Source organism: Streptomyces canus (assembly GCF_030816965.1).
Classification (GTDB): domain Bacteria; phylum Actinomycetota; class Actinomycetes; order Streptomycetales; family Streptomycetaceae; genus Streptomyces; species Streptomyces canus_E.
Window position 1 is genome coordinate 4,472,793 of the sequence record NZ_JAUSYQ010000002.1, and the last position, 26,072, is coordinate 4,498,864.

The following is a 26,072-nucleotide window of genomic DNA, read 5'->3' on the forward strand; positions in this document are numbered from 1 at the left end:
ACCCGTCAGATACCGCTCGCACCGGAAGGCTAAGTCCCGCACCCCTGGACCGACAAGGCGTCCCGCCCTACGCTCTGCCCACGCTCTGACTACCCGTCAGCTCTACAAGGGGGCCGCCGTGACCGACATCGCCCACGCGCTCAGCGCGTCCCGCACCCTCTGGGAGCTGGTCGCCCGCCGCGCCGACCTGACCCCCGACCGCCGGGTCCTTCTCCAGGATGACCGCGCGCTCACCTTCGGCGAGCTACGCGCGCGTGCCGAGCGGGTGGCGGCCGGCCTGTACGACATGGGCGTACGCCCCGGCACGGTCGTCGCCTGGCAGCTGCCCACCCGTATCGAGACGGCCCTGCTCTCCTTCGCGCTCGCCCGTCTGGGCGCCGTGCAGTCGCCCGTCATCCCCTTCTACCGGGACCGCGAAGTCGCCTTCGCCCTGAGGGAGTCGAAGGCGGAGTTCTTCGCGGTACCGGGCCTCTGGCGCGGCTTCGACCACACGGAGATGGCCCGGCGGCTCGGCGCGAAGGGCGTCTTCGAGGCGTACGACGACCTCCCTGACGGCGATCCGGCCGTCCTCCCCGCCCCGCCCGCCGACGGCACCTCCGTCCGGTGGATCTACTGGACCTCGGGAACCACCTCCGACCCCAAGGGCGTTCTCCACACGGACCGTTCGCTGATCGCGGGCGGCTCCTGCCTCGCGCACGCGCTGCGCCTCACGGCGGACGACGTGGGGTCGATGGCCTTCCCGTACGCGCACATCGCGGGCCCGGACTACACCGTCATGCTGCTGCTGTACGGCTTCCCGGCGGTGATGTTCGAGCAGTTCGCCCTGCCGGAGGCGCTGGAGGGATACCGCCGCCACGGGGTGACGGTGGCGGGCGGTTCGACGGCGTTCTACTCGATGTTCCTCACCGAGCAGCGCAAGCGGCCGGGCGAGAAGATCATCCCCTCCCTGCGGCTGCTCGCGGGCGGCGGGGCACCCAAGCCGCCGGAGGTCTATCACGCCGTCGTACGGGAGCTGGGGGTGCAGTTGACACACGGGTACGGCATGACCGAGGTGCCGATGATCACCATGGGCGATCCGGACGACACGGTGGAGAACCTGGCGACGACCGAGGGACGGCCGCCGCAGGGGATGTCCGTGCGGATCGTGGACGGGGAGGTGCGGCTGAAGGGGGAGGCGGTGTGTCAGGGCTATCTCGACCCGTCCCAGACGGCGGAGGCCTTCGACGAGGAGGGCTACCTGCGCACAGGTGATCTCGGACGTCTCACGGCCACCGGCCACCTGGTGCTGACCGGACGGCTCAAGGACGTGATCATCCGCAAGGGCGAGAACATCTCGGCGAAGGAGATCGAGGACCTGCTGGCCGCGCATCCGGCCGTCGGGGACGTGGCGGTGATCGGGCTGCCGGACGCCGAGCGCGGGGAACGCGTGTGTGCCGTGGTGGAACAGCCCGAGGGGGCCGGGAGGTTGACCCTGGACGCCGTGACCGCGTATCTGCGCGCGGAAGGGCTGTCGACCCACAAGCTGCCGGAGCAGGTGGAGGTGGTGGACGCCCTCCCGCGCAACGAGACCCTGCGGAAGGTCCTGAAATACAAGCTCAGGGAGCGCTATTCGGGCACGGTGAAGTAGCGGGCGAAGGCGGGCACGATCTCGTCCTCACCGACCTTGCCGTCGCCGTCGGTGTCCAGGGTGGCCGCGGCGGCCCGCGCGATGTCCTCGCTCACACCGAGGATCCTCAGCACGCGCGCGGTGTCCTCGACGGTGGCGCGTCCGTCGCCGTCCTGGTCCGCGACGGCAAGCGCGGCGTGCAGGAAGGGCCGGGCGATCTCGGCGAAGCGTTCCGGGTTGTCGCGCAGCCGCTTGACCGCGCCGTTCACGAACTCGTCCCGGGTGATCCGCTGGTCTCCGTCCCGGTCCGCGATCCCGGCCATGCCCTGCCAGAACGCCTCCGCGCCGACGTACAGCGCCTGTCCCTTGTCGGAGCGTGCCGCGGTACCGAACTCCGTGAGCAGCGCCTTGGCCGCCACGTTGAAGTCCTCGCGGTCGATGTAGCCGTTGCCGTCCTGGTCGAAGGTGACGAACCGGCCGGCGATCCTGCGCTCGTACTCGCTGCTGACCATGTCTCTTCGGGCCGCCTCACATCACATCGGGTGCGTCTCGCACGGAGCGTACGACGCGGGCGGCGCCCCGGGGGCCGGAAGGCGGCGCCTGTGCCAGGACCGGAGGGATTTCGGGACAACGGTGTGGCAGTCGGGGTGCCCCAGGTCACCACCGGTGTACGTGCTCAGGCCGACAGTGGTCCCGCCTCCTCGTCGGTCGCCGAGTCCAGGTCCGGGTGGACCTCGAACAGGCGGCGGACGCCGAGGGCGCCGAGGACGCGGTTGACGTGGGAGCCGTCGGCGGCGCCCTGGGCCGGCAGTATCAGGCGCAGATCACCCTGGCAGGAGCGGATCAGACGGCGGGAGGCGATGAGGACGCCGACACCGCTGGAGTCACAGAAGTACACATCCGAGAGGTCGAGGACGAGACTGTGGCGCCCCTCGGCCACCACGTCGTGGACGCGCTGGCGGAGCACCGGCGAGGTCACCAGGTCCAGCTCGCCCGAGACACTGAGCACGGTCCAGTCGCCCTGCTCATTGCCGGTCACATTGAACGCCACCACCATGCCCTTCGCTCGCCGGAAAGCAAACGGAAGCCTTTCCTACGCTTCCTTGCAGCGCGGCTGCCCAGCGGCCGTTCCCTGAAACAAAGACCGAGAAACGGAAATCGTTCGAAAGAGGCTTGTTTTAGTCGCCTTCGGTCCTGTTCGATCAGGTCTGATCAGTGAGTGGGCGGGTAGGGGAAGGCCCACTACCACCTGCGGCCCCTCAGGGGGCGTGCATTGGAACAAAGGGGCGTGCGCTGCCGGAGGTGCCGACTACATTCGAGGAGACGGTGGGCGCAGGCTTGACCCGGACACTTCCAGGGGTGAGGGGGCCGCATGGCGAAGAAGGACGCACCGCCCCGCTGGGACCGCAAGATGCAGCAGCGGCTCGCACGCGGTGAGGCGGCCGCCCTCGGCGAGCTCTATGACCGTTTCGCTTCACTCGTGCACGGCCTCGCCCATCGCGTGCTCGGAGACGAACGCGCGGCCGACGGCATCACACGGGAGGTCTTCGTCCACGTCTGGGAGCACCCCGAGGCCTACGACCCCAAGCAGGGCCCGCTGCGCTCCTGGGTCGCCGGGCTGACCCACCGCCTGGCCGTGCAGCGGCTGCGCGCCACCGAGACCGCCGCGCTCACCCAGGGCACCGACGGCTCCACCGAGGAACTGGAGCGCAAGGTGCGCCACGCCTCGGTCGCCGCCCGCGCCGACTACATCGTCCAGTCCATGCCCACCCCGCTGCGGGCCGCCCTGGAGCTGGCCTACTTCCAGCGCCGTGACTACCGCCAGGCGGCCGCCGACCTCAGCATCACCGAGGACGAGGCCCGCCGCCGCCTCCGCCTGGGCCTGCAACTCCTGTCCACGGCCCACGACACGGGAGCGCCTGGAGCGCCGCCGGGATACGGAGGCGCGGCGTGAGCGGAGCAGGCGGTTTCGAGGCGCACGACGAGCACGACGGGTACGAGGGCAGGGGGGCGCGGGAGGGTTCGGGGGACCGTGGGGTGTTTCCCGAGAGCACGGAGAAACTGAGCGACGGCCTCGGAAAGGGCGACGACAGCCCCCACGGCCCGGGCGACGACCACGAGGGCGGTCGGGGCGCGGACGAGCACGGCACCGGCGACCCTGCCCGCGCCGGCACAGACGAGTACGGCAAAGCCGACCCGAACACCCCCGGCACGGACACGCACGCCAACACCGACCCGAACACCCCCGCCACGCACACGCACCCCAACACCGACCCGCACAACCCCGCCACGCACACGCACCCCAACACCGACCCCAACAACCCCGCCACGGGAGGCACCGGCGATCCGTCCCCCCTGGACCCAGGCCGACCGGGCAACCCCGGCCCCGGTGGGACCGACGGCGAAGGCGACCCGACCCGTCCCGGCGCCGGAGGCGCGGGCAGTGCGGGCGACGGCGGACCCGACAACCCCGACGACCCCGCGGGCAACACCTCGCACGGCACCGGCCCCCAGCACCCACCCCGCATACCGCTCCCCCGCGCCTCCGTCGAGGACACCGGCCGTCCGCTGCCCGTGCTGGAGGAGCCGGCCCCCTCCGCTCCCCTCGTCCTGGAGCACCGTGTGCTGAAGGCGCTGCTCGGGGCGTGGGCGCTGGCCGCGTGTTCGGCGGAGGAGACGGCCGCCGTGGAGGACCACCTCGGCGTCTGCGGCGCCTGCGCCGACGAGGCACTGCGGCTGCGCGGGGCGGTGGGCCTGCTGCAGCGCCCGGAGAGCCTCGACCTGGACCCCGGCCTGCGCACCCGCGTCCTCGACAGCTGCCTCGACCGGCGCCCGCCGCGCATCCCGATGCCCGAGTGGGCCACGCCCTACGACGCCGAGACCGCCCGCCTCGACGCCCTGCTGCAGGACTTCGGCGACGCCGAGTGGCACGCGCCCGTGCGGCTGCGCTGGTTCGACGCCGACGAGGCGACGAGCCGCCGTACGACGGTCGCCGGGGTCATAGCCCACCTGATGTCGGTCGACGGCCTCGTCGCGGTCGCCCTGGGCCTGGACGATCCGATGGGCGAGGTCCCCGCGGACGCGCCCACGCCGGCCGGCCGCACCGAGGCGTACTGGCGCGCGTCGCACTTCCCGCCGACCCGCTCCGTCCGGACCCCCTGGCGCGAGCAGAGCCACGATCTCGTCCGCACGGTGTCGTTCACCGGCGGCACCTCCGGCAAACTCGAGGTGGACTACGGCGACTTCGTCCTCCCCCTCCACGACGCGATGCTGGACCGCGCCTTCGAGTGCTGGGTCCACGCGGAGGACATCGCGGAGGCCGTCGACTACCCCTACGAGCCGCCGTCCCCCCGCCACCTCAACCGCATGATCGACCTGGCGGCCCGCGTGCTGCCCGCAGTGCTGGCGGAACGGCGACAGAAGGGTCTGGCGTCACCGATCCATGGACGGCATCTCGTGAGCGCCGGAGGCCCTGGCCGCACTCTGCGTCTGGAGATCGAGGGCCTGGGTGGGGGCGAGTGGCTGATCCCCCTGGACTCCCCCGCGGAGGTGGGTTCGGCGGAGCACGAGGTCGCCCATGTGGCGCTGGACGGCGTGGAGTTCTGCCAGCTGGCCGCGGGCCATGTGCCGCCGGCGGAGGCTGCGGCGGGGCAGCTGGGTGATCGTGAGGCGATCAGGGACGTGCTGTTCGCGGCGGCGAGCTTGAGCCGGATGTAGGAGGGCGGGCGGGGGCTGGTCGCGCAGTTCCCCGCGCCCCTGAAAGACCTCAGCGGAACGTGCCTTGAGGGGCGCGGGGAACTGCGCGAGCAACCACGAACCCCCCGCAGCCGCCCACGAAGCAGCAGCCCCCGAGCTCCTAGGCGAACACGACCGTCCGCCGCCCGTTCAGCAGGATCCTGCGCTCGGCATGCCACTTCACGGCCCGGGCCAGCGCCTGGCACTCCACATCCCGCCCGATCGCCACGAGCTGGTCCGGCGTCACGCCATGCCCCACCCGCTCGACCTCCTGCTCGATGATCGGCCCCTCATCGAGATCCGCGGTCACATAGTGCGCCGTCGCCCCGATCAGCTTGACGCCCCGCGCATGAGCCTGGTGATACGGCTTCGCACCCTTGAAGCTCGGCAGGAACGAGTGGTGGATGTTGATGATCTTGCCGCTGAGCTGCTTGCACAGATCGTCGGACAGCACCTGCATGTACCGGGCGAGCACGACGAGCTCGACGTCCTGCTCGCGCACCAGCTCCAGCAGCCGCGCCTCCGCTTCGGCCTTGTTCTCCCGCGTCACCGGAATGTGGTGGAAGGGAATGTTGTACGACCCTACGAGCTCGGCGAAGTCGGTGTGGTTGGACACCACCGCGGCGATCTCCACCGGCAGCGCACCTATGCGCGCGCGGAAGAGCAGGTCGTTCAGGCAGTGCCCGAACTTGCTGACCATCAGCACGACCCGCATCCGGTCCTCGACCCGGTTGATCTGCCAGTCCATGTGGAAGGAGTCACCGATCGCGGCGAACGACGCCCGCAGCTTGTCCACCGTCACCGGCGCCTCCGCCGAGAAGTGGACGCGCATGAAGAACAGACCCGTGTCGGGGTCGCCGAACTGCTGGCTGTCCTCGATGTTGCAGCCGGTCATGAAGAGGTAGCTCGACACGGCGTGCACGATGCCCGGCTTGTCGGGGCAGGACAGGGTCAGGACGTACTGGTCGGCGGGGGCGGACTGCTCGTTCATGCAGGACAGGGTCGCATATCCACCGGTGCGGCAAACATCGCGTCCGTCACGCGGACCGGGTCATGATCTGCAGCACCTGGAGCGTGCGCGGCGGCACGTCCGGGTCCTCCCCGTCGGCCGTCGCCATCCGCACGTGCGCGTCCCGCGCCGCCCGCACCGCGTCCGGCCACCCCGGGTTCTCCATGTACACGGAGACGGGGGCGTCCGGGCCGACCTGGTGCATGATCCGCAGCACCCTGAGGACGGCGGTGTCGACAAGGGCCGCCTCCTGGGAGTCCCGGAAGATCGTGCCCACGTACTTCTCGGCGGACCAGTTGTCCAGCCAGGTGTCCTCGACGAGGCGGTACACGGCGTCGGTCACGTCCCCGTACCCCTCGACGCCGGCCAGCCAGACGTTCTGCTGGAACTGCGGGTCGGAGAGCATGTGCAGCGCGGAGCGCACATTGCTGCGCCAGCGCCACCACGGCATGTCGTTCAGTGGCATGCCGCCCATGGTGGAGGAGCGACGGCCGCGACGGGAAGAGTTCTCCGAACCTTGCACGGTCACCGATCGTACGTTCTTCCCCCATACGTGCCTCACAGGCCCCCGGTGTTCACCTTTACGTCACCCTTCATCTACCGAGGGTCACTTCCGAGTTGGCGATGTGACGGAAGCGTGTGGGTCCATGACCGGCAGGCGACGCATCCGCAGCCCCTTCCTCCCCCGGCACCACCGGCCCGTCAGAGCCACCGCCCTCGCGGCGGGGGCACTCCTGGCGTGTGCTTCCCTCGCCGCCGGTTGCGGGGTCGTCCCCGGTACCGCGGGGGGTTCCGAGGACGGCCCGATCAAGGTCATGACCTGGGCCCCGTCGGACACCAAGGCGACCAACAAGCCCGGCATGCCCGCCTTCGCCCAGGCGTACGCCCACTGGATCAACTCCAAGGGCGGCATCAACGGCCGTAAGCTCACTGTTCTGACCTGCAACGACCACAACGACGGAGTGTCCGCGGCGAAATGCGCCCGGCGCGCGGTCAAGGAGAACGTCGTCGCGGTCGTCGGCTCCTACAGCCAGTACGCCGACTCCTTCTTCCCGCCCCTCGAGGCCGCCGGCATCCCCTACATAGGCGGCTACGGCGTCACCAACGCCGAGTTCACCAGCCCGCTGTCCTACCCCGTCAACGGCGGCCAGCCCACCCTGCTGGCAGGCCTCGGCAAGGCGCTCGCCACGACCTGCGGCAACGTCACCCTCGTACGGCCCGACACCATCGCGGGCGACGAGCTGCCCGTACTGCTGGACTCCGGACTGACCACCGGCCGACACCGGGCCGCGGACGACGTGCGGGCGGCGGACGACGCCACCGAGTACTCGGCGCAGTCCACGAAGGCCCTCGACGGCTCGACGTCCGGCGCCCCGGCTTCCGGCTCGAAGCAGGGATGTGTGGTGCCCGCGCTCGGCGACCGCACCAGCACCTTCATGGACTCCTTCCGGCGCGCCCGCGAGGAGTACCCGCAGGTACGCACGGCCATGGCGATGGGCAGCGTCGACCAGACGGTGATCGACGCGTCCGGCGGGGCCTCGGGACCCTACGAGGGGTCGTACATCACCGGCTGGTACCCCGTGGAGAGCGATGCCCGCTGGGCCGCGATGAAGAAGGTCATCAGCGAGGAGGCCTTCGGCGACAACCGCATCGACTCGGCGGACGCGGGGGTGCAGACCACCTGGATCGCCTACACGGTGTTCACGAAGGCCGTCGAGTCGCTCGCCAGCGGCGAGGTGTCCGCCGGCAGCGTCCGCGCCACCCTCAACGACGGCCTCAAGACCCCGACGGGTGGTCTGACGCCGACCCTGCGGTGGACCACTCGGGACACCTGGAGCTCCGCCGACGACCTCGCCTCGGTCGGCTTCCCGCGCATGGTCAACGCCCATGTGACGCTCCAGGTGGTGCGTCAGGGCCAGCTCGTGGCGGCGCGCAAGGGATTCACCGACGTGACGAGGACGCTCCAGAACGCGGACGTCAACTGACCCGCGGGGGGCGCGACGCCCCCCGCGGACCGCTCAGAGCTGGGTCGCCGTGCGCTCGGTCAGGCTGTACTTCCTGGCGATCGCGTTCCACAGCCGGGCCGCCTCGGCCTTCTCGGTGCTGGCGGTGCCGCTGTCCCGGTTGCCGGCCTGGGTCTGGCCCGTGATGCGGGCCTGGCCCTTCTTGCAGCCCTTCTTGCCGGCGGCCTGGTCGGCCCAGGCCGCGTAGTGGTTGTCGGCGGACGCGGACGCCTGCCAGGCCTTGGTGAGGGCGTCGGTCAGCTCGGCGTGGCTCGGCAACCGGTCGACGGGGAGCGCCTTGAGCCGGGTCACCAGTCCGGTGCGCTGGGCCGCCGCGTCCCGCAGGTCCTTGGCCGCCTGGCCGAGGTTCTTGCAGGACTTCACGTTCGCCACCGCGCTGATCACCGAGGAACGGCTGTTGCCACTGTCGGCGAGCAGCTTGTCCAGCTCGGCGGCCTGGGCCTTCGCGGGATCGGCGGACGGCGAGGCGGAGCCGTCGGTCGCGGGGGCCGTCGCCGACACGGTCTGGTTCTTGTCGCCGCCGTCGCCGCCCCCGGCGAGCAGCGCGCCCGCACCGATGCCGAGCACGACGATTCCGATGCCCACGGCCGCGATGACGACCGCCCGCGACCGCCCGCGGCCCCCTCGGTCGCCGTCGTCGTAGACGTCACCGCCCGGCGGGCCGTACGGCGGCTGGGCGCCGTACGACGGCTGCTGGGCCCCGTACGACGGCTGCTGGGCCCCGTACGCGGGCGGTACGGTCTCGGGCTGGGCGAACCGTGGCATCTGCTGCGTGGACGCGGCCCCGCCGTCACCGCCCGGCCCACCGCGGAAGAGGTTGTCGAACTCGGAGGGCGGCTGCCGTTCCCCGCCGTAGGGCGCGCCGGGGGCCTGCCCGGGCACGGGCGCGATGAACTGCGTGGCCTCGGCGTCGGGACCGCTCGGCGCACCGGGTCCGGGGGCCGCGTTCTGCGGGGGCTGCGCGCCGTACGGGGCCTGCGGGTGTGGCCTCGGGTAGTGCGCCGCCTCGGCGGACACCTCGGGCGGGAGCGCGCCGGGGCGGACGGGCGGCAGGTACTGGGTGGCTCCCTCGTGCGCGGCGGGGGTGGCCGTGACCGGCGGTATGAACTGCGTGGCGCCCTCGTCGGCGGGCGGCAGGGGCGCGGAGGCGGGTGTGCCGGAGGCCGACGGCAGGGGCTGACCCACGGGCGGGAGGTAGTAGGAGGTCGGCTCGTTGGAGTCATAGCCCGGCGCGGGCTGCTGCGGAGCACCGGTCCCGGGAGCCCCGTAGGGCGCGACCTGGCCCTGCTGCGGGGGCAGTGGCTGGGACTGGGGGGCAGGTTGGCCGACGGGCGGCAGGTAGTACGAGGTCGGCTCGTCAGTGTCGTAACCCGGCGCGGGCTGGGACAGGGGCGGTATGCCGTCGGGCCGCTGGGGCGTGCCCCAGGTCTGGGCGGGCGGCTGCGACCAGTCCTGGGCCTGCGGCTGGTCCTGGCCGGGCTGATCCTGGCCCTGCTGCCGGCCGGGGCCCCACGGGGTGCCCCACGCCTGACCGCCGGGCGGCTGGCCGTACGCCGCGTCGGGCGCCGGGCCGGGCGGGCCCGGCTGCGGAGGGCCGCCATAACCGCCCTGCTGCGGGGGCCCGTATCCGGGCTGCGGACCGCCGTGCCCACCCGTCTGTCCCGGCAGCAGGGGTTCCCCGCCGTCGGAGGGCAGCACGATGCCTTCGCGCGCTTCGCGCGCCGAGGGCTGCTCGCCCTGTCCACTCTGCGTCACCGGGACTCCTACTTATGGGGGAACTTCGGAATCGTCGGCTCACGCTACCGGGTCCTCCGAGCCCGGTGCCACGTAGCACAGGACGTGACCTGCGTCCCTGTGACCGCAGTAACAAATCCCGGGAGATCACGTGACGGTTCCGGGCTCGTATCCGCTGTATATGTCCTCCTCTACGCGGCCGCCTGAAGGTCCAGCCGGGCCCCGAACTCCCTTACGACGGGCTCGTCCCGGAACGGCTCGAGGCGCTGCTGGAAGTCGTCGAGGTACTCCGCGCCCCGGTTGGAACGGACGGTCTCCAGCAACTCCACCGCTTTCAGGCCGGTGTTGCAGGCCTGCTCGATCTCGCGCTGCTGCACCTGCGCGGAGGCGAGCAGGACCAGACCGATGGCCCGCCGGCGCGCCTTGTTCTCGGGGAGCCCGTCCAGGGACTCCTGCGCGCACCGCGCCGCCGCTTCGGCCTGGCCGAGGTCGCGGTGGCAGTGGGCCAACTCGTCGGCCAGATAGGCCTCGTCGAAGTGCGCGATCCAGGCGGGGTCGTCGCCGGAGGAGGGATCCGCCGCCTCCAGCGCGTGCACGGCCCGCCCGGAGGCCGCCTGGGTGGCCCGCACATCGCCCATGAGTGCGTGCCCGCGGGCCTCCGCCGCGTAGAACATCGCCTCCGCGCGCGGTGTCACCCGACCCCGCGCCCCCTCCTGTGCCGCCCGCGCCAACTGGGCGATCTCGCGCGGGTTCCCGAGCTGCGCGGCGAGGTGGCTCATGGACGCGGCGAGCACATAACCGCCGTATCCGCGGTCGCCCGCCGCCTGCGCGAGCCGCAGCGCCTGGATGTAGTACCGCTGCGCCAGGCCCGGTTGCCCGGTGTCGATCGCCATGTACCCCGCGAGCTCCGTCAACCGGGCGACGGCGGCGAACAGGTCACGCCCGATCGCTTCCCGGTACGACCCCGCGAGCAGCCCGGAGACCACGCTGTTGAGGTAGTGCACCACGACCGGGCGCACATGCCCGCTGCCGTACTGGTGATCGAGGTCGACGAGCGCCTGGGTCATCGCGCGCACGGCCGCCACGTCGGACTGCCCCACGCGCGGGCCCGCCTGGCGCGCCACCTGCGAGTCGGGCGAGGAGATCAGCCAGTCGCGGCTCGGCTCGACCAGCGCGGACGCGGCCACCGAGGAGCCGGACAGGAAGTCCCGGCGGCCCACGTCACTGCGCCACAGCTCACACACCTGCTCGATGGCGCCCAGTACCGTCGGCGAGAACTGGAGCCCGACACCGGAGGCGAGGTTCTTGCCGTTGGCCATGCCGATCTCGTCGATCGTGACCGTACGGCCGAGTTTGCGCCCGAGAGCCTCCGCGATGATCGCGGGCGCCCTGCCCCGCGGCTGCTGTCCGCGCAGCCAGCGGGCCACGGACGTCTTGTCGTAGCGCAGGTCGAGGCCGTGCTCGGCGCCGCACATGTTGACCCGGCGGGCCAGCCCGGCGTTCGAGCACCCCGCCTCCTGGATGAGCGCCTGCAGCCGTTCGTTCGGCTGCCGCGCGACGAGAGGCCTTGCGGCCATTGGCGTACCCCCTGTGGCTGCGGTGCCTGCCCACGCACCGAGTTGACGTGTCTTCCACCGAAAAGTTCCGGCCGTGAAGATCAATGCCCCGCCGAGATGTCGAAAATGCGAAGCATGCGAGGATTGCCGGGGTAAAGACTCGTACCTACCCCCACACGTGGTTACCCAGCTCACGCCGAGGTTCCTCCTCTGCGCCCCCGCGCATGCATCCATGCGCCCCAAATGCGGAATCGATGCGCTGCCCCCGCGCGCAGGTCCTGGCCTGGCCGTAACCCGAGGTGGGCGCGGGAGTTGTGCTGAGCGTGGAAGAGACGATCGCGGGCACCGAAGCCGCTCAGATTCCGAAGCAGCGCGGGGTATCGCTGCTGGATACAGCCGTTCGATACGCCGAGGACCGCCACTGGGACGTCGTCCCCGGCACCTGGCTGGAAGCCGTCGACGGGGTGCAGCGGTGCTCCTGCGGTGACGCCGCGTGCGCCGTGCCCGGGGCGCATCCCACTCGGGAGGACTGGGCGACGCAGGCCACGGGCAGTGCGACGGTCGCGCGCCGGATGTGGCAGAAGCAGCCTGCGGCTTCGATTCTCTTGCCGACCGGCCGGACGTTCGACGCGATCTCCGTTCCGGAGACGGCGGGGTTTCTGGCGCTGGCCCGCTTGGAGCGCATGGAGGCGACTCTGGGGCCCGTGACGGTGACGCCCGATCGCCGGATGCACTTCTTCGTGCTGCCGGGGGCGTCGGTGAAGATGCCGGAGTTGGTCCGGCATCTTGGCTGGACTCCCTCGTCGCTTGATCTGATCGCGCTGGGGGAAGGGTCGTATGTCGCCGGTCCCCCTACTCGGTACGGGTCGTCCGGTGCCGTTCAGTGGGCCTGCCGTCCGACGCCCGCGAACCGTTGGCTTCCGGATGCCGAGGAGTTGATCTCCCCGCTTGCCTATGCGTGCGGTCGGGACAGGTGACGTGAGCCACGCGGCGGAGCCGCAGGAAAAGGCACGGCCCCCGCGCCCCTAAGGTTGGCGTTCATGACGTCGGCTGTGAGTGTGCGTGGGCTCTGGAAGCGGTTCGGGCAGCAGGTCGCTGTCGCCGGGATTGATCTCGAACTGCCGGCTGGGAAGTTCATCGGGCTTGTCGGGCCCAACGGCGCCGGGAAGACCACCACTCTCTCCATGGTCACCGGACTGCTCCGCCCCGATCAGGGGTCTGTCGAGATCGTCGGGCAGGACGTGTGGCGGGACCCGGTGAACGTCAAGGCGCGGATCGGCGTCCTGCCCGAGGGGCTGCGGCTGTTCGAGCGGCTGTCGGGTCGTGAACTGCTCGCCTATTCGGGCCGGTTGCGGGGGCTGCCCGGGGCCGAGGTCGACCGGCGGGCCGCTCAGCTGCTCGACGTCCTCGATCTGGCCGGGGCCCAGCACAAACTGGTCGTCGACTATTCCACCGGGATGCGGAAGAAGATCGGGCTCGCGGCGGCCCTGCTCCACAACCCCGAAGTGCTGTTTCTCGACGAGCCGTTCGAGGGCGTCGACCCCGTCTCCGCACAGACCATCCGGGGCGTGCTGGAGCGGTACACGGCCTCCGGCGCCACCGTCGTCTTCTCCTCCCATGTGATGGAGCTCGTGGAGTCCCTGTGCGACTGGGTGGCCGTCATGGCCGCCGGCCGCATCCGCGCCCACGGGCCGCTCGACGAGGTGCGCGGTGGCGCGCCCTCACTGCAACGGGCGTTCCTCGAACTGGTCGGCGCGCAGGCGCAGGACACCGGCGCGAACCTCGACTGGCTGGGCGGCGGGGCCCGATGACCGGAGACATCACCCCGGTCGTCGTACGGCTGAAGCTGTCGCTGCTCAGGAACGGCCTGCGGCAGTCCGGCGGACGGCGGGCCGCATACATCGCCTCGGCCGTCGCCGTACTCCTCTTCTCCGTCCTTCAGCTGCTCGGCCTCATCGCCCTGCGCGGCGACGAGCACGCCGCCTCCGTCGTCGTCCCGCTGGTCGCCGTGCTGGCGGTCGGCTGGGCCGTGATGCCGCTGTTCTTCCCCGGCGGCGACGAGACCCTCGACCCCACCCGCCTGGTGATGCTGCCGCTGCGGCCCCGGCCCCTCGTACGGGCGCTGTTGGCGGCCTCGCTGGTCGGCATCGGACCGGTGTTCACGCTCTGCGTACTCGTCGGGGCCGTCGTCTCGGTCGCGCACGGCGCGCCGGCGTACGTCGTCTCCGTGATCGGTGTCGCGCTCGCGCTGCTGGTCTGCGTGGCCCTCGCGCGGGCCGTCGCCGTGGCCAACATCCGGCTGCTGACCAGCCGCAAGGGCCGCGATCTGGCGGTGCTGAGCGGACTGGTCATCGCGGTCGGCGCGCAGGTCGTGAACTTCGGCGCGCAACGGCTCGGTTCGGGCGGACTGGGGCAGCTGGACGGGCCTGCCGAGGTGCTGAAGTGGATCCCGCCCGCCTCGGCGATCGGGGCGGCCGACTCGGCGAGCGAGGGGTCGTACGGGATCGCGGTCCTCCAACTGTCCCTGTCCGCAGCAGCCTTGATCGGGCTGCTCGCCCTGTGGTCCCGCCATCTGACCCGGTTGATGACCTCCCCCGACGGCTCCACCCTCCCCTCCTCCCAGGGGGCCGCCCGTGAGCGGAACTCGGCGGGGCTCGCCCGGCTGCTGCCGGCCGGCCGCACCGGCACCGTCATGGAACGCAGCCTGCGCTATGTGTGGCGCGACCCCAAGACCAAGGCCGCGTGGGTGACTTCGCTGGCCATCGGACTGATCGTGCCGGTGTTCAACGCGGTGCAGGGCACGGGGTCCATCTATTTCGCGTGCTTCGCCGCGGGAATGCTCGGCGTGCAGATGTACAACCAGTTCGGACAGGACACCTCCGCGTTCTGGATGGTCGCGATGACCATCTCCTCGACGCGGGACGCCTACGTCGAACTGCGGGGACGGGCGCTGGCGTTGCTGGTGATCACATTGCCGTACGCCACGCTCGTCACGGTTCTGACGACCGCGCTGATCGACGACTGGCCGAAGCTGCCCGAGGTGCTCGGCGTGTCCTTCGCGCTGCTCGGGGCGATGCTGGCGACCGGGGCGTGGACGTCAGCGCGCTTTCCGTACTCGATTCCGCAGGAGGGCTACAAGAACGTGGCCCCGGGACAGTCCGGCCTCGCCGCCGCCGCCGTCGTCGGAGGGATGGTCTCGGCCGCCCTGCTGTGCGCTCCCGTGATCGCCCTGACGATCTGGGCCAACCTCAGCGCGGACGGCGACGAGTGGAGCTGGGTGCTGCTGCCGATCGGCGCGGTGTACGGCACCGTGATCACGCTGGCGGGACTACGGCTGGCGGCCCCGCGAACGGCACGCCACCTGCCGGAGATCCTGGTGGCGGTCAGCAAGGGCTGACGTGCGGACGCGGGCTGGCAGGCCGCGCGGTGCGGTCCCACTGTCCGGTCCCGGGGCCCGCGGTGACGGCCGGGGGAGGCCTTGGCGGCGGATACGTCGGCTGCGGGATGCGGGAGGCCGCGGCCGGTGGACACGCCTCCCGCGGAAAGCCGTGACGGGGCACGCCCCGGCCGCGGGAAGCCGTAACGGCAGACACGCCGACCGCGGGAAGCCGTGGCAGAACACGCGCCGACCGCGGGAAGCCATGGCAGAACACGCGCCGGCCGCGGGAAGCCGTGGCAGCGGACATGCCCGCCGCGGAAGGCAGGAAGCCGCGGCGGCGGGCACGCCCGCCACGGGAGGGGATGGCGATGACCGCGGGCCGTCAGTCGTTGTCCCTGTCGTCCGGGGCGTCCAGGCCGTCCAGGCCGTCCAGGAAGGGCTCTATGGCGGCCCGCCATGCCTCCGGCTGGTCGTAGTGGACGAGGTGGCCGGCGTCGGCGACCTCGGCGTACTCGCCGCGGGGCAGAACGCGGACCATCTCCTGGGCCTCGGCGCGGCCCAGTTCGCCGTCGAGGCCGCGGACGACCAGAGCCGGGCACCTGACCTGGGTCAGTTCCTCCCAGTGGGCGTCGTAGACCCAGGTCTCGCGGGAGGACAGCATCTGCTCGGGATCGAAGACGGGGCGCCAGCCGTCGGGGGACTCGGCCATCACCTCGGCGTAGAACTCGCCGCGCGCCGGGTTGGGCCGCTCCACCCAGGGATCGTCCTCGCCGAACCACTTGCGTACGTCGGCGAGCGTGGCGAAGGGGACGGGCCAGGCCTTGAACCACTCACCCCACTCCCGCTGCGAGGCGGCGCCGAGCGCGGAGGCCCGCATGTCGCAGATGATCACCCCGCGGACCAGGTCGGGCCGCCGCGCGGCCAGCTGCCAGGCGGTGAGGGCGCCCATGGCATGGCCGATCAGGACGGTCGGAGCGAGACCGAGCTGTTCGAGGGCGGCCTCGGCATCCTCGACGTACGCGTCACGGGTGAAAGCGGCCCGAGGGGGCTTGTCGCTCTGGCCGTGACCGCGCTGGTCGAGCGCGACGGCGCGGTAGCGCTCGGAGAGCCAGCGGGCGGTGGACGCCCAGTGCGAGGCTCGGCCCATCAGGCCGTGGAGTAACAGCACCCCGGGTGGTCGTTCCTCCGGGGCCTGCGGGAGCTCCCTCGCCGGATCCGTCGGGTCGGTCAGGTCGGTCAGGTCGGTCTTGGGAGGGTCCCCGAACTCCCAGGCCGCAAGACGTACGCCGCCCGCCCCGGTCACGTCGATGCGCCGCGCCATTGGCACCCCCCTAGCTCCGCCCGGACGCCCGCCCCGCTCGGGCCACCCTGTGAACCCTGTCCTGACTGCCGTGCCTGTCCTGACTGTCGTTGCTGTTGTGCCGTACATCCCTGCAGCGCACGCCCCGTGCGTCCCGTCACTCGCAGATTATCGAATCCGCATTCGAAGACAGGTCCGCGGGACGGCAACACCCCTCGTTCGAGTGACCTCCCTCAAGGAATGATCGCCGCCACCGAGGGGAGATCTTCAACGGGAGGCGGACCGCTCGGGGAAATCGGTCCGAGGGGAATGACCCTGAGAGCTCGGGGCTCCGGGTCAGCACAGGGGAGGACCGGCCCCGGCGCCGAAAGGTGCCGGGGCCATCCATACGCCTACGGCACATCCGCCCGCCCCCTCAGGTCATATGCCCCACGCGACAGCCTCGCACGGGAAGCGTCGAAGCGCTGCGATTCCGCAGTGTGAATCTTGGATTCGACGACCCCCGGCAAGAGGCTCAGGAAAGCCACAACTGCCCCACAGCTCCCAGCAATTGAGCTACCCGGCGGCCGTCAGCGCTTGGCCACGAACACGTGCGAGGCAACATCCGACTCCAGCTCGGCGGCCTCACCGCCGCTGCCCACCAGCACCCCGCCCGCCGACTCCGTCACGCTCACCACCGAACCGGGCTGCACACCCGCCCGACGCAGCGTGTACATCAGCTGCGCGTCCGTCTGGATCGGCTCACCGATACGGCGCACGACGACCGTCTTGCCGTCGAGACCCGGATCCAGCTCGGCCAGCGACACCATGCCCTCGTCCAGGAACGGATCGGCACCGTCCTTCTCGCCCAGCTCCTCCAGACCAGGGATCGGGTTGCCGTACGGCGACTCGGTGGGGTGACGCAGCAGCTCCAGCACCCGGCGCTCCACCGCCTCGCTCATCACGTGCTCCCAGCGACACGCCTCCGCGTGGACCTGCTCCCACTCCAGGCCGATCACATCGACCAACAGGCACTCCGCCAGCCGGTGCTTGCGCATCACGCGCGTGGCCAGCCGCCGGCCCTCGTCCGTCAGCTCCAGATGCCGGTCACTGGCGACCGACACCAGCCCGTCGCGCTCCATCCGCGCCACGGTCTGGCTGACCGTCGGCCCGCTCTGGTCGAGCCGCTCGGCGATCCGGGCGCGCATGGGGACCACACCTTCCTCCTCCAGCTCGAGGATGGTGCGGAGATACATCTCCGTGGTGTCGATCAGTCCGGACATACGTGCCCCTTGATGAGATTGCCGGAAGCACGACAGCTTCCCGGCGCGTGCGCTGGCCCTGGCATCAATTCTGCCGGATACCACTGACAAGCGTGCCGCGCCGTTGAAACCAAGCGGTTACGACCAGGCGCGCGGCCGTATTGACATCCCACTGGTCCAGACCGCACGGTGATCCGCGACACGGCGACGAAGGGTTGGACGACGCATGGGCGAGACGGGCTCCGCGAGCGGTGACGGCAAGCTGTCCGGGCAGTTCTTCGACGCCGCGATCGAGCTGCTGCAACGGGTCCGGGACGAGGAGGCCGAGTCCGTCGCGACGGCCGGTGAACTCCTCGCCGACACCGTCGCCGCCGGTGGCCGCCTCTTCGCCTTCGGCGCCGGACACTCCTCGCTCGCCGCACAGGACCTCGTCTACCGGGCCGGCGGACTCGCCCTCATGAACCTGCTGACCGTGCCGGGCGCCGTGGGCGTCGACGTCATGCCGGCCACCCTCGGCTCCGCCCTGGAACGCGTCGACGGCCTCGCGAGCGCGGTCCTGAACTGCTCGCCCCTCCGCGCGGGCGACGCCCTCGTGATCATCTCCCTCTCCGGCCGCAACGCCCTCCCCGTGGAAATGGCCCTGACCGCGCGCTCGCTGGGCGTGAAGGTCATCGGCGTCACGTCGGTCGCCTACACGACGCAGACGAAGCCCCGCCACAGCTCCGGCACCTTCCTCAAGGACCACTGCGACGTCGTCCTCGACTCCAAGATCGCCGTCGGCGACGCGGAACTCTCCCTCGACACCATCCCGGCCCCCTTCGCCCCCGCCTCCACGGTCGTGACCTCGGCACTGCTCCAGGCGGTGATGGCTACGGCGGCGGGAGCGCTGGCGGAGCGGGGGATCGAGCCGCCGCTGCTGCGGTCGGGGAACGTGGACGGCGGGCTGGAGTGGAATGAGCGCGTGTTCGAGGAGTACGGGGACCGGATCTTCTACCGGCAGTGACAGAACGCAGACGACCCGCGAGCTCAGGTCCCTCTGCCTTGCGGCGAGGGAGCCGGCCGGACGTACCGGCGAGCTCGCGGGTCGGGTGACTGCGTTGGATTGGCCGGCTGCGTGCATCTCGTACACGCTGGTCCGGCACCGCACTCAGTGGGTGACGGGCGCTAGCCCGCAGCCACCTCCGACGTCCGGTATGCATACATGCTCCGAACCACCTCCCTTCTTCGGTGCTCCACACCCTAAGAAAGGGCGAGCCACCCGATCAACAGGTTTTCCGCAAAGTTGCCTCTGCGGGCTCCGGTCGGCTGCTGTAGCCGTATCCGTCGCCCCGCTGCATGAGCCGCAGATTCCGATGACGAACGTTGAATCGGCCCGCTGATGTGGTGAGGCTGTGCTGTCCGTTGGCTCGGACAGAGATGCGGCCGGTCCATGTGCCGGCCCAGTTACAGTCGGAACCTTGGCTCTTACGAGATCCCCGGTGGCATACCCGATCGCGACGAGCGATCATGAGCGGTCCCGTGGTCGACGGGGACCGGGGGCACGTGTCCGGGACGACTTCGAACCCGAGGTCCGCTCGGCCGCGATGACGCTCATGTCCGGCGGCCTTGCCGACCCAGGATGAAGATCGAGACAGAGGTGTACGCCCGGAGGGGGAGTGGTGACCGTGACTGACCTGCGGATCGAATCCGTCGTAGGGGACGAGATGGCCGAGGAGTGGCGATTCGTGCACAACGTGATCGTTCCGCCCGCCGCCATGGGGCTCGACGACGTACGGGAGCGCAGTCGGCGGTACCGGCTGGAGAACGCCTATCTCGGGGACACGCTCGTGGGGTGTTCGACGGTTCGGCCGCCGGAGGGGGAGGGCGCCGTGGCGACCGTCATCGCGCGCGTGCTGCCCGATTACCGGGGGCGGGGTTTCGGGACGGCACTGTACGAGAAGGGTCTTGATCATGCGCGCGTGCTCGGCGCCCGGGTGATCGAGACATGTGTGCTGGCCGTCAATGGGGACGGAGTGCGGTTCGCGCTGGCGCGCGGGTTCGTCGAGGTCGACCGGTATGTGCTGGACGGCGAGAGCGACGAGTGGATCGACCTGCGGCTGGAGCCGGACCGGAGAGCGGTTTAAGGGGATTCGGAGCGTTTCCGGCGTACAACGATTCCTTCAATCTTGCGGGAACCTGGTGTGTGCTGCGTCACGTTCGAGTTGAATGATTGTTAGTGAGTGAAGCAGTCGGCAGGGGGTCCAGGTGAGTGCTTCCCGGCGTAGTGGGACCACCGACGAGCTGGGGCCGGACGGGCCCGGGCCGGAGGGCTCGGGCGGTTCCGATCTGCTCGCCGCGTTGCTGGACGGCATGGACGCGGCACTGTGTGCCTTCGACGCGGACGGTGTGGTCACCCATTGGAATCGTGAGGCCGAGCGGATCCTGGGCTGGACCGCGGCCGAGGCCGTGGGGCGGCACGGGTTCGCCGGGTGGGCGGTACGGCGGGCGGACGCCGAGGAGGTCGAGGGGCGGCTGATGTCCGCCATGCAGGCGCCCGGGCGGCAGGTGCACGAGTTCGCGCTGCTGACCAAGGACGGCGGCCGGGTGCTCGTACGCACCCAGTCCGCGGCCGTACGCGGGCCCGACGGGAGGCCGGCCGGGGTGTACTGCGCCTTCAGCGAGGTGCACACGCAGATCGACCTGGAGCGGTCGATCGCGCTGAGTGAGGCGCTGTTCGAGGACGCCTCGTGGGGTGTCGTGCTCGTCGACGCCGATCTGCGGCCCGCCGTGGTCAACGCGCACGCGGCCCGGTCGCTGGGCATCGGGCGTACGTCCGTGCTGGGGCGGCCCCTCGGAGAGCTCCTCGCGCAGGGCGTGGAGGAGCTGGAGAGCGCCCTCGCCCATGTGCTGGCCGAGGGCGCGCCACCGGCGCCGGCCGAGATCTGGGTGGGGGTGCGGACACCGGACGGCGAGAAGCGGCGCTGCTGGCGCTGCGGGTTCGTACGGCTGGCCTCGCCGCTCGCGGAGGAGCCGGTGCCGTTGGGTGTCGGCTGGCTGTTCCAGGACGTCACCGAGGCCAAGCAGAGCGAGCAGGAGGCCTCGCTGTTGCGGTTCCGGACGAATCAGCTGCACCGGGCGGCCCGGGCGGCCGCGGAGTGCGAGGATCCGGTCGAGGCTGCCGTCGTGCATCTGGACTTCGCCCTTGCCGGGTTCGCCGACCACGCGCTGATCGACCGGGTGGCCGGGGACGCGGTGGCCGACGGCGAGGAGACGGGCCCGGTCCGTCTCGTACGGGTCGCCGCGACGCCCTCCGGGGCACCCGGGCCGAGTCTGCAGGCGTCGGGCAAGGCCGGGTTGCCCGTGCGGTACGGGGAGGGGCATCCGGCGTTGCAGTGCGTGGACCGGATCGGTTCGGTGCGCGCGAGTGTGGGGTCGGTGTCGGGTGAACAGGCCCGTGAGTGGGCCCTGACCCGGCAGTGGCCTCCGGATGTGGTGCACGCGTTGTGCGCGGTGCTGCGGAGCCGGGGGCGGACGCTGGGCGTCGTGACGTTCCTGCGGGGGTCCGGGAGGGGACAGTTCGAGCGGGGCGACGCGGTGTACGCGGAGGACGTGGCGGTACGGATCGCTGCGGCGCTGGATCTGGGCGGCGTGGTGGGTCGGGCGTAGGGCTGCGTTGAGCCGCTTTTTCAGGGGCTCAGCCGCTCCACCCGCCAGCTTCCGTCCGCCTGCGCCACGTAGCGCAGCCGGTCGTGCAGGCGGTTCTCGCGGCCCTGCCAGAACTCGATCCTGTCCGGCGCCACTCGGAAGCCGCCCCAGTTCGGGGGGACCGGGACCTGTTCGCCCTCGGGGTAGCGGGCGGCCAGTTCGGCGTAGGCGGTGTCGACCTGCTCGCGCGTGTCGATCACCGAGGACTGGGCGCTGGCCCAGGCACCGAGCTGGGAGCCGTGGGGGCGGGTGCGGAAGTAGGCGGCGGTCTCGTCGCGGCCGGTGCGGCGGGCGAGGCCGGTGACGATGACCTGGCGGCCCATGGGGTGCCAGGGGAAGAGCAGGCAGACGTACGGGTTCTGTGCGAGGTCCCTCGCCTTGCGGGAGTCGTAGTTCGTGTAGAAGACGAAGCCCCGTTCGTCGAACTGCTTGAGGAGCACGGTGCGGGAGCTGGGGCGGCCCTCGGCGTCGGCGGTGGAGACGACCATGGCGTTCGGCTCGAAGAGGTGCGCCTCGGTGGCCGCCTGCTTGAACCAGCGCGCGAACTGTTCGACGGGGGTGGCGGCCAGGTCGGTCTCGGCGAGACCCTCCGCGCGGTACTGCTGGCGCATGGAGGCGGGGTCCGGGGCGGCGGCGTCTGCTGCGTCGGTCACGCGGTCATCTTGCCGTACGGATGGCTCGCCCACCGATGGTGGCACTGAGTGCCGCAGAGACTCCCCAAGGGTGGCACTCGGGGATATCGTGGCGTCATCCGTCGTACACATCATGAGGAGCCGCCTGATGTCCGACTTCGACCCCGGTTTTGTCCCTGGCCTCGAAGGAGTCATCGCGTTCGAGACGGAGATCGCCGAACCGGACAAGGAGGGCGGCGCGCTGCGGTACCGGGGCGTCGACATCGAGGATCTGGTCGGCCATGTCTCGTTCGGCAACGTGTGGGGGCTGCTGGTCGACGGCGCCTTCAACCCCGGTCTGCCGCCCGCCGAGCCGTTCCCGATCCCGGTGCACTCCGGGGACATCCGCGTGGACGTCCAGTCGGCGCTCGCCATGCTCGCCCCGGTGTGGGGGCTCAGGCCGCTGCTCGACATCGATGCCGGGCAGGCGCGTGCCGACCTGGCCCGGGCCGCCGTGATGGCCCTCTCGTACGTCGCCCAGTCCGCGCGCGGGCAGGGGCTGCCGATGGTGCCGCAGCGGGAGATCGACAAGGCGCAGTCCGTCGTCGAGCGGTTCATGATCCGCTGGCGGGGGGAGCCGGATCCCAAGCATGTGGCCGCCGTGGACGCCTACTGGACGTCGGCCGCGGAGCACGGGATGAACGCGTCCACGTTCACCGCGCGGGTGATCGCCTCCACGGGGGCCGATGTCGCCGCCGCGCTCTCCGGGGCCGTGGGTGCCATGTCGGGGCCGCTGCACGGCGGGGCGCCCTCCCGGGTGCTCGGGATGATCGAGGAGATCGAGCGCACCGGGGACGCCGAGGCGTACGTGAAGCAGGCGCTGGACCGGGGTGAGCGGCTGATGGGGTTCGGGCACCGGGTGTACCGGGCCGAGGATCCCCGCGCGCGCGTGTTGCGTCGTACCGCGCGGGAGCTGGGGGCGCCGCGGTTCGAGATCGCGGAGGCGCTGGAGAAGGCGGCACTGGCGGAGTTGCATGCGCGGCGGCCGGACCGGGTGCTGGCCACGAACGTGGAGTTCTGGGCGGCCATCGTGCTCGACTTCGCGGAGGTGCCGGCGCACATGTTCACGTCGATGTTCACGTGTGCGCGTACGGCGGGGTGGTCGGCGCACATTCTCGAGCAGAAGCGGACGGGGCGGCTGGTGCGGCCTTCGGCGCGGTATGTGGGGCCCTCGGCGCGGGATCCCCGGGACATCGAGGGGTACGGAGGCATCGCCGACTAGGCCAGCGCCTCGTTCAGCAGTACGGCCCACTGCGTCACCACACGGTCGCGTCTGGCCGCGTCGTCGGTGAGGAGGTTGGCCAGGCCCAGGCCTCTTGCCATGTCCAGGAGGCCCTGGACCGTTTCCCGGACTCCTGGGCGTGACTCGTCCGCGCCGAGCAGGTCCACGGCGATCCGATGGGTCTCCCGTCCTACGCGCGCCTCCAGTTCGGTGACCTGGGGGCGCAGTTGTTCCTCGTTGGAGGCGGCGACCCAGAGGTGGAGGGCGGCGCGGAACAGCGGGCCGGTGTAGAGGTCCACGAGGGCTGAGATCACCGCGCGGCGGTCTTGTGCCGCGCCCTGCGGGAACAGGGCGCGCAGGGCCGTGGAGCGCTCCTCCGCCACGTATTCGACCGCCGCCGTGAAGAGGTCCTCCCTTGTGGGGAAGTGGTGCTGGGCGGCGCCTCGGGAGACGCCGGCGCGTTCGGCGACGACGGTGACCGTGGAGCCGGCCCAGCCGTGTTCGGCGAGGCAGGCCACGGCGGCTTCGAGGAGGCGCTGCCGGGTGGCCCGGCTGCGGTCCTGCTTGGGCACGCGTTCGGCGCGGTCGCCGATCGTGGTCACACCAGCCATGAGGGATCCCGTCGTTCCAGGAAGGCCGTCATGCCCTCGCGCGCGTGCGATGAGGCGAACAGCCGTGCCGAGAGCGCGGTCAGGTCGGCCGCGTCCCGGTCGAAGGTCTCCAGCACCTTAGCCGTGAGCAGCCGTTTCGTCTCGGCCAGGGCCTCGGGGGCGGCCCGGCGCAGACCGTCCAGGATCGGTTCGAGTACGGCGTCCACGTCGTCGCCCGCCGTCGTCACCAGGCCGATGCGGGCGGCCTCGGCGGCGTCGAAGCGCTCGCCGGTGAGGTAGTGACGGGCGAGGGCGCGGGGGTCGGCGCGGGGCAGCAGTGTCAGCGAGATGACCGCCGGGGCGAGCCCGATCCGTACTTCGGTGAAGGCGAACGTCGACTGCGTGGACGCGGCGGCGATGTCGCAGGCGGCGAGGAGGCCGAGGCCGCCCGCGCGGACGTGGCCGGTGACGCGTGCGACGACCGGCTTGCCGAGTTCCACGATCTGCCGCAGGAGCCCGACCAGGGCGTCGGGGTCCGGGGGGTCCTTCAGATCGGCGCCCGCGGAGAAGGTGTTGCCGGTGTGAGTGAGGACGATCGCGCGCACGGCGTCGTCCTTGGCGCAGTCCGCCAGGCTGGAGGCCAGTTCCCCCACCAGCGCCGCGGACAGGGCGTTGCGGTTGTGCGAGGAGTCGAGGGTGAGGGTTTCGATGCCACGCGCGCGTGTGCGGCCGATCAGTGTCATGCGCGTTCCCTGAGCTGTCGTCGGAGGATCTTGCCGGAGGCGGCCCGGGGCACCGCGTCGATGAAGGTGACCTGGCGGACGCGTTTGTAGGGGGCGACGCGCTCGGCGACGTACATCATGACCTCGCCCTCGGAGAGTTCGGTGGCGGTCGGCTGGCGGACGACGAAGGCGTGCGGGACCTCGTTGCCGTCGTCGTTGTAGACGCCGATGACGGCCGCGTCGGCGATGCCGGGGTGGGTGAGCAGGAGGGCTTCCAGTTCGGCGGGGGCCACCTGGAAGCCCTTGTACTTGATCAGCTCCTTGACCCGGTCGACGACGAACAGCCAGCCGTCGGCGTCGACATGGCCGACGTCGCCGGTGTGCAGCCAGCCGTCGGGGTCGATCATCGCGGCGGTGTCGTCGGGGCGGCCGAGGTAACCCTTCATGATCTGCGGGCCGCGGATCAGGATCTCGCCGGGCTCGCCGACGTCGAGGTCCTTGTCGGGGTCGTCGAGGGAGACGATCCGCATCTCGGTGCCGGCGATGAGCTTGCCCACCGTCCCCGGGGGTGCCTCGCGCATCGCGGACAGGGGGACGACGTGGGTGCCGGGCGAGAGTTCGGTCATGCCGTAGGCCTGGCCGACGGGCGGGAGGCCGAGCCGGGCCGAACAGGCGGCGGCGAGGCGGGCGTCCAGGGGGGCGGCGGCGCTGACGATGTAGCGCAGGGACGACAGGTCGTAGTGCTCGACCAGCGGGTGCTTGGCGAGGGCGAGGACGATCGGCGGGGCCACGTACAGGCCGGTGATGCGGTGGTTCTGGATCGCCGCGAGGAAGGTCTCCAGGTCGAAGCGGGGCAGGACGACGACGGAGGCGCCGAGGCGCAGGGGTGCGTTCATGAGGGCCGTGAGGCCGTAGATGTGGAAGAAGGGCAGGACCGCGAGGATGCGGTCCTCGGGGCCCGCCGCCATCAGCGGTTCGAGCTGGGCGAGGTTGGTGGCGATCTGCCGGTGGGTGAGCATCACGCCCTTGGGGGTGCCGGTGGTGCCCGAGGAGTACGGCAGTGCCGCGACGTCCGTCACCGGGTCGATGGCGAGGTCCGGCTCGGGGGCCGTCGAGGACAGCATGTCGATCAGGGAACGGTGACCGGGCGCGCTGTCGCAGACGAAGATCTCCCGTACCCCGCCCGCGAGTTCGGCGGCCCGCCGTGCCGTTTCCAGGAGTGGGGAGACGGTGACGATCCAGCGGGCCGCGGAGTCTCTGAGCTGCTTGGCGAACTCCTCGGGCGTGGAGAGCGGGTGCACGGTCGTGACGGAGGCACCCGCGCGCGTGGCGGCGTAGAACGCGGCCGGGAAGGCGATCGTGTTGGGGCTGTGCAGTGCCAGCACGTCCCCCTTGGCGACGCCCGCCTCCGCGAGGCCCGCGGCGACCCGGCGGTGGAACCGGTCTAGCTGTCCGTAGGTGAGGGTGGCGCCGTCGGTCCCGTCGATCAGGGCGGGCGCCTCACCGAACTCGGCGGCTCGCGCCAACACCGCCTCGTGGATGGGGAGTTCTACCGGCGTGACGTCTGCGTACTCGCTGCGGAACACGGTTCCTCCAAGA

23 protein-coding genes are annotated in these 26,072 nt (G+C 71.3%); 11 read left to right on the top strand and 12 right to left on the bottom strand.

The genetic code is table 11. The features are described 5' to 3' along the window. Window positions 1–118 precede the first annotated feature (118 nt). Window positions 119–1,627 (top strand): class I adenylate-forming enzyme family protein, encoded by a 1,509-nt coding sequence (locus QF027_RS21380; protein ID WP_307076336.1) that lies wholly within the window; start codon window positions 119–121, stop codon window positions 1,625–1,627. On the opposite strand, the gene QF027_RS21385 is transcribed toward QF027_RS21380, so the two are convergent. Together QF027_RS21385 and QF027_RS21390 are read right to left on the bottom strand one after the other, a co-directional pair. After that, window positions 1,606–2,118, bottom strand: a complete 513-nt coding sequence (locus QF027_RS21385; protein ID WP_306979856.1) for an EF-hand domain-containing protein — start codon at window positions 2,116–2,118, stop codon at window positions 1,606–1,608. The genes QF027_RS21380 and QF027_RS21385 overlap by 22 nt on opposite strands. Window positions 2,119–2,282: 164 nt before the next feature. After that, the gene (locus tag QF027_RS21390; RefSeq protein WP_306979855.1) at window positions 2,283–2,663 is read right to left on the bottom strand and encodes an STAS domain-containing protein; all 381 of its coding nucleotides are present in this window, start codon (window positions 2,661–2,663) and stop codon (window positions 2,283–2,285) included. 315 nt (window positions 2,664–2,978) lie between these two features. Here QF027_RS21390 and QF027_RS21395 point away from each other — a divergent pair, with 315 nt between their 5' ends. Next, window positions 2,979–3,560, top strand: coding sequence for a sigma-70 family RNA polymerase sigma factor (locus tag QF027_RS21395; protein ID WP_307076338.1), 582 nt, complete (start codon window positions 2,979–2,981; stop codon window positions 3,558–3,560). 401 nt (window positions 3,561–3,961) lie between these two features. Next, window positions 3,962–5,323 carry a zf-HC2 domain-containing protein gene (locus QF027_RS21400; protein ID WP_373432505.1) on the top strand — a complete coding sequence of 454 codons (1,362 nt, stop codon included), beginning with the start codon at window positions 3,962–3,964 and terminating at the stop codon, window positions 5,321–5,323. Between the two features lie 139 nt (window positions 5,324–5,462). Here QF027_RS21400 and purU read toward each other — a convergent pair whose 3' ends face one another. Then, a complete protein-coding gene (gene purU, locus QF027_RS21405; RefSeq protein WP_306979851.1) occupies window positions 5,463–6,332 on the bottom strand; it encodes a formyltetrahydrofolate deformylase in 870 nt (289 codons plus the stop codon). A gap of 46 nt (window positions 6,333–6,378) precedes the next feature. After that, window positions 6,379–6,879: an SCO4402 family protein gene (locus tag QF027_RS21410; RefSeq protein ID WP_307076340.1), complete on the bottom strand. Its 501-nt coding sequence runs from the start codon at window positions 6,877–6,879 to the stop codon at window positions 6,379–6,381. Between the two features lie 118 nt (window positions 6,880–6,997). On the opposite strand from QF027_RS21410, the gene QF027_RS21415 reads away from it, so the two are divergent. Continuing rightward, the gene (locus QF027_RS21415) at window positions 6,998–8,335 is read left to right on the top strand and encodes an ABC transporter substrate-binding protein (RefSeq protein ID WP_307076343.1); all 1,338 of its coding nucleotides are present in this window, start codon (window positions 6,998–7,000) and stop codon (window positions 8,333–8,335) included. Window positions 8,336–8,368: 33 nt separating this feature from the next. On the opposite strand, the gene QF027_RS21420 is transcribed toward QF027_RS21415, so the two are convergent. Then, window positions 8,369–10,129, bottom strand: a complete 1,761-nt coding sequence (locus QF027_RS21420; protein WP_307076345.1) for a hypothetical protein — start codon at window positions 10,127–10,129, stop codon at window positions 8,369–8,371. Window positions 10,130–10,299: 170 nt separating this feature from the next. After that, window positions 10,300–11,685, bottom strand: coding sequence for a transcriptional regulator (locus QF027_RS21425; RefSeq protein ID WP_306979844.1), 1,386 nt, complete (start codon window positions 11,683–11,685; stop codon window positions 10,300–10,302). A gap of 293 nt (window positions 11,686–11,978) precedes the next feature. On the opposite strand from QF027_RS21425, the gene QF027_RS21430 reads away from it, so the two are divergent. From QF027_RS21430 to QF027_RS21440, 3 genes are all read left to right on the top strand, one after another. Continuing rightward, a complete protein-coding gene (locus tag QF027_RS21430; protein ID WP_306979842.1) occupies window positions 11,979–12,641 on the top strand; it encodes a bifunctional DNA primase/polymerase in 663 nt (220 codons plus the stop codon). Between the two features lie 63 nt (window positions 12,642–12,704). After that, entirely contained in the window at window positions 12,705–13,475 is a 771-nt protein-coding gene (locus tag QF027_RS21435; protein WP_306979840.1) for an ABC transporter ATP-binding protein, read from the top strand. After that, window positions 13,472–15,061 carry a transporter gene (locus tag QF027_RS21440; protein ID WP_307076347.1) on the top strand — a complete coding sequence of 530 codons (1,590 nt, stop codon included), beginning with the start codon at window positions 13,472–13,474 and terminating at the stop codon, window positions 15,059–15,061. Before QF027_RS21435 ends, QF027_RS21440 begins: the two co-directional genes overlap by 4 nt. 364 nt (window positions 15,062–15,425) lie before the next feature. Here QF027_RS21440 and QF027_RS21445 read toward each other — a convergent pair whose 3' ends face one another. After that, window positions 15,426–16,364: an alpha/beta fold hydrolase gene (locus QF027_RS21445; RefSeq protein ID WP_307076349.1), complete on the bottom strand. Its 939-nt coding sequence runs from the start codon at window positions 16,362–16,364 to the stop codon at window positions 15,426–15,428. 548 nt (window positions 16,365–16,912) lie between these two features. Continuing rightward, complete coding sequence (locus QF027_RS21450) at window positions 16,913–17,605, bottom strand: metal-dependent transcriptional regulator (protein ID WP_057608532.1); 693 nt, start codon at window positions 17,603–17,605, stop codon at window positions 16,913–16,915. A gap of 205 nt (window positions 17,606–17,810) precedes the next feature. Here QF027_RS21450 and QF027_RS21455 point away from each other — a divergent pair, with 205 nt between their 5' ends. The 3 genes from QF027_RS21455 to QF027_RS21465 all read left to right on the top strand — a co-directional run bounded on the left by QF027_RS21455 (window position 17,811) and on the right by QF027_RS21465 (window position 21,229). Further along, window positions 17,811–18,587 (top strand): SIS domain-containing protein, encoded by a 777-nt coding sequence (locus tag QF027_RS21455; RefSeq protein ID WP_307076351.1) that lies wholly within the window; start codon window positions 17,811–17,813, stop codon window positions 18,585–18,587. A 655-nt stretch (window positions 18,588–19,242) separates the two neighbouring features. Further along, window positions 19,243–19,707, top strand: coding sequence for a GNAT family N-acetyltransferase (locus tag QF027_RS21460; RefSeq protein WP_307076353.1), 465 nt, complete (start codon window positions 19,243–19,245; stop codon window positions 19,705–19,707). Window positions 19,708–19,828: 121 nt separating this feature from the next. Beyond that, window positions 19,829–21,229, top strand: a complete 1,401-nt coding sequence (locus QF027_RS21465) for a PAS domain-containing protein (RefSeq protein WP_307076356.1) — start codon at window positions 19,829–19,831, stop codon at window positions 21,227–21,229. Window positions 21,230–21,249: 20 nt separating this feature from the next. Here QF027_RS21465 and pdxH read toward each other — a convergent pair whose 3' ends face one another. Further along, window positions 21,250–21,921 carry a pyridoxamine 5'-phosphate oxidase gene (gene pdxH, locus QF027_RS21470; RefSeq protein WP_307076358.1) on the bottom strand — a complete coding sequence of 224 codons (672 nt, stop codon included), beginning with the start codon at window positions 21,919–21,921 and terminating at the stop codon, window positions 21,250–21,252. Window positions 21,922–22,048: 127 nt separating this feature from the next. Between pdxH and QF027_RS21475 the strand changes: the two genes are divergently transcribed. After that, on the top strand, window positions 22,049–23,161 hold the full coding sequence (locus tag QF027_RS21475) for a citrate synthase 2 (RefSeq protein ID WP_306979823.1): 1,113 nt from the start codon (window positions 22,049–22,051) through the stop codon (window positions 23,159–23,161). Here the strand turns inward: QF027_RS21475 and QF027_RS21480 are convergent. Genes QF027_RS21480 through QF027_RS21490 form a run of 3 tightly spaced genes read right to left on the bottom strand, consistent with a single transcriptional unit; the run spans window position 23,158 to window position 26,059 of the window. Continuing rightward, entirely contained in the window at window positions 23,158–23,772 is a 615-nt protein-coding gene (locus QF027_RS21480) for a TetR/AcrR family transcriptional regulator (RefSeq protein WP_306979819.1), read from the bottom strand. The two genes, QF027_RS21475 and QF027_RS21480, sit on opposite strands and share 4 nt — an antisense overlap. Continuing rightward, a complete protein-coding gene (locus QF027_RS21485) occupies window positions 23,760–24,494 on the bottom strand; it encodes an enoyl-CoA hydratase family protein (protein ID WP_307076360.1) in 735 nt (244 codons plus the stop codon). Before QF027_RS21485 ends, QF027_RS21480 begins: the two co-directional genes overlap by 13 nt. After that, window positions 24,491–26,059: a 4-coumarate--CoA ligase family protein gene (locus tag QF027_RS21490; protein WP_307076362.1), complete on the bottom strand. Its 1,569-nt coding sequence runs from the start codon at window positions 26,057–26,059 to the stop codon at window positions 24,491–24,493. The genes QF027_RS21485 and QF027_RS21490 overlap by 4 nt, the downstream gene beginning before the upstream one ends. Window positions 26,060–26,072 lie beyond the last annotated feature (13 nt).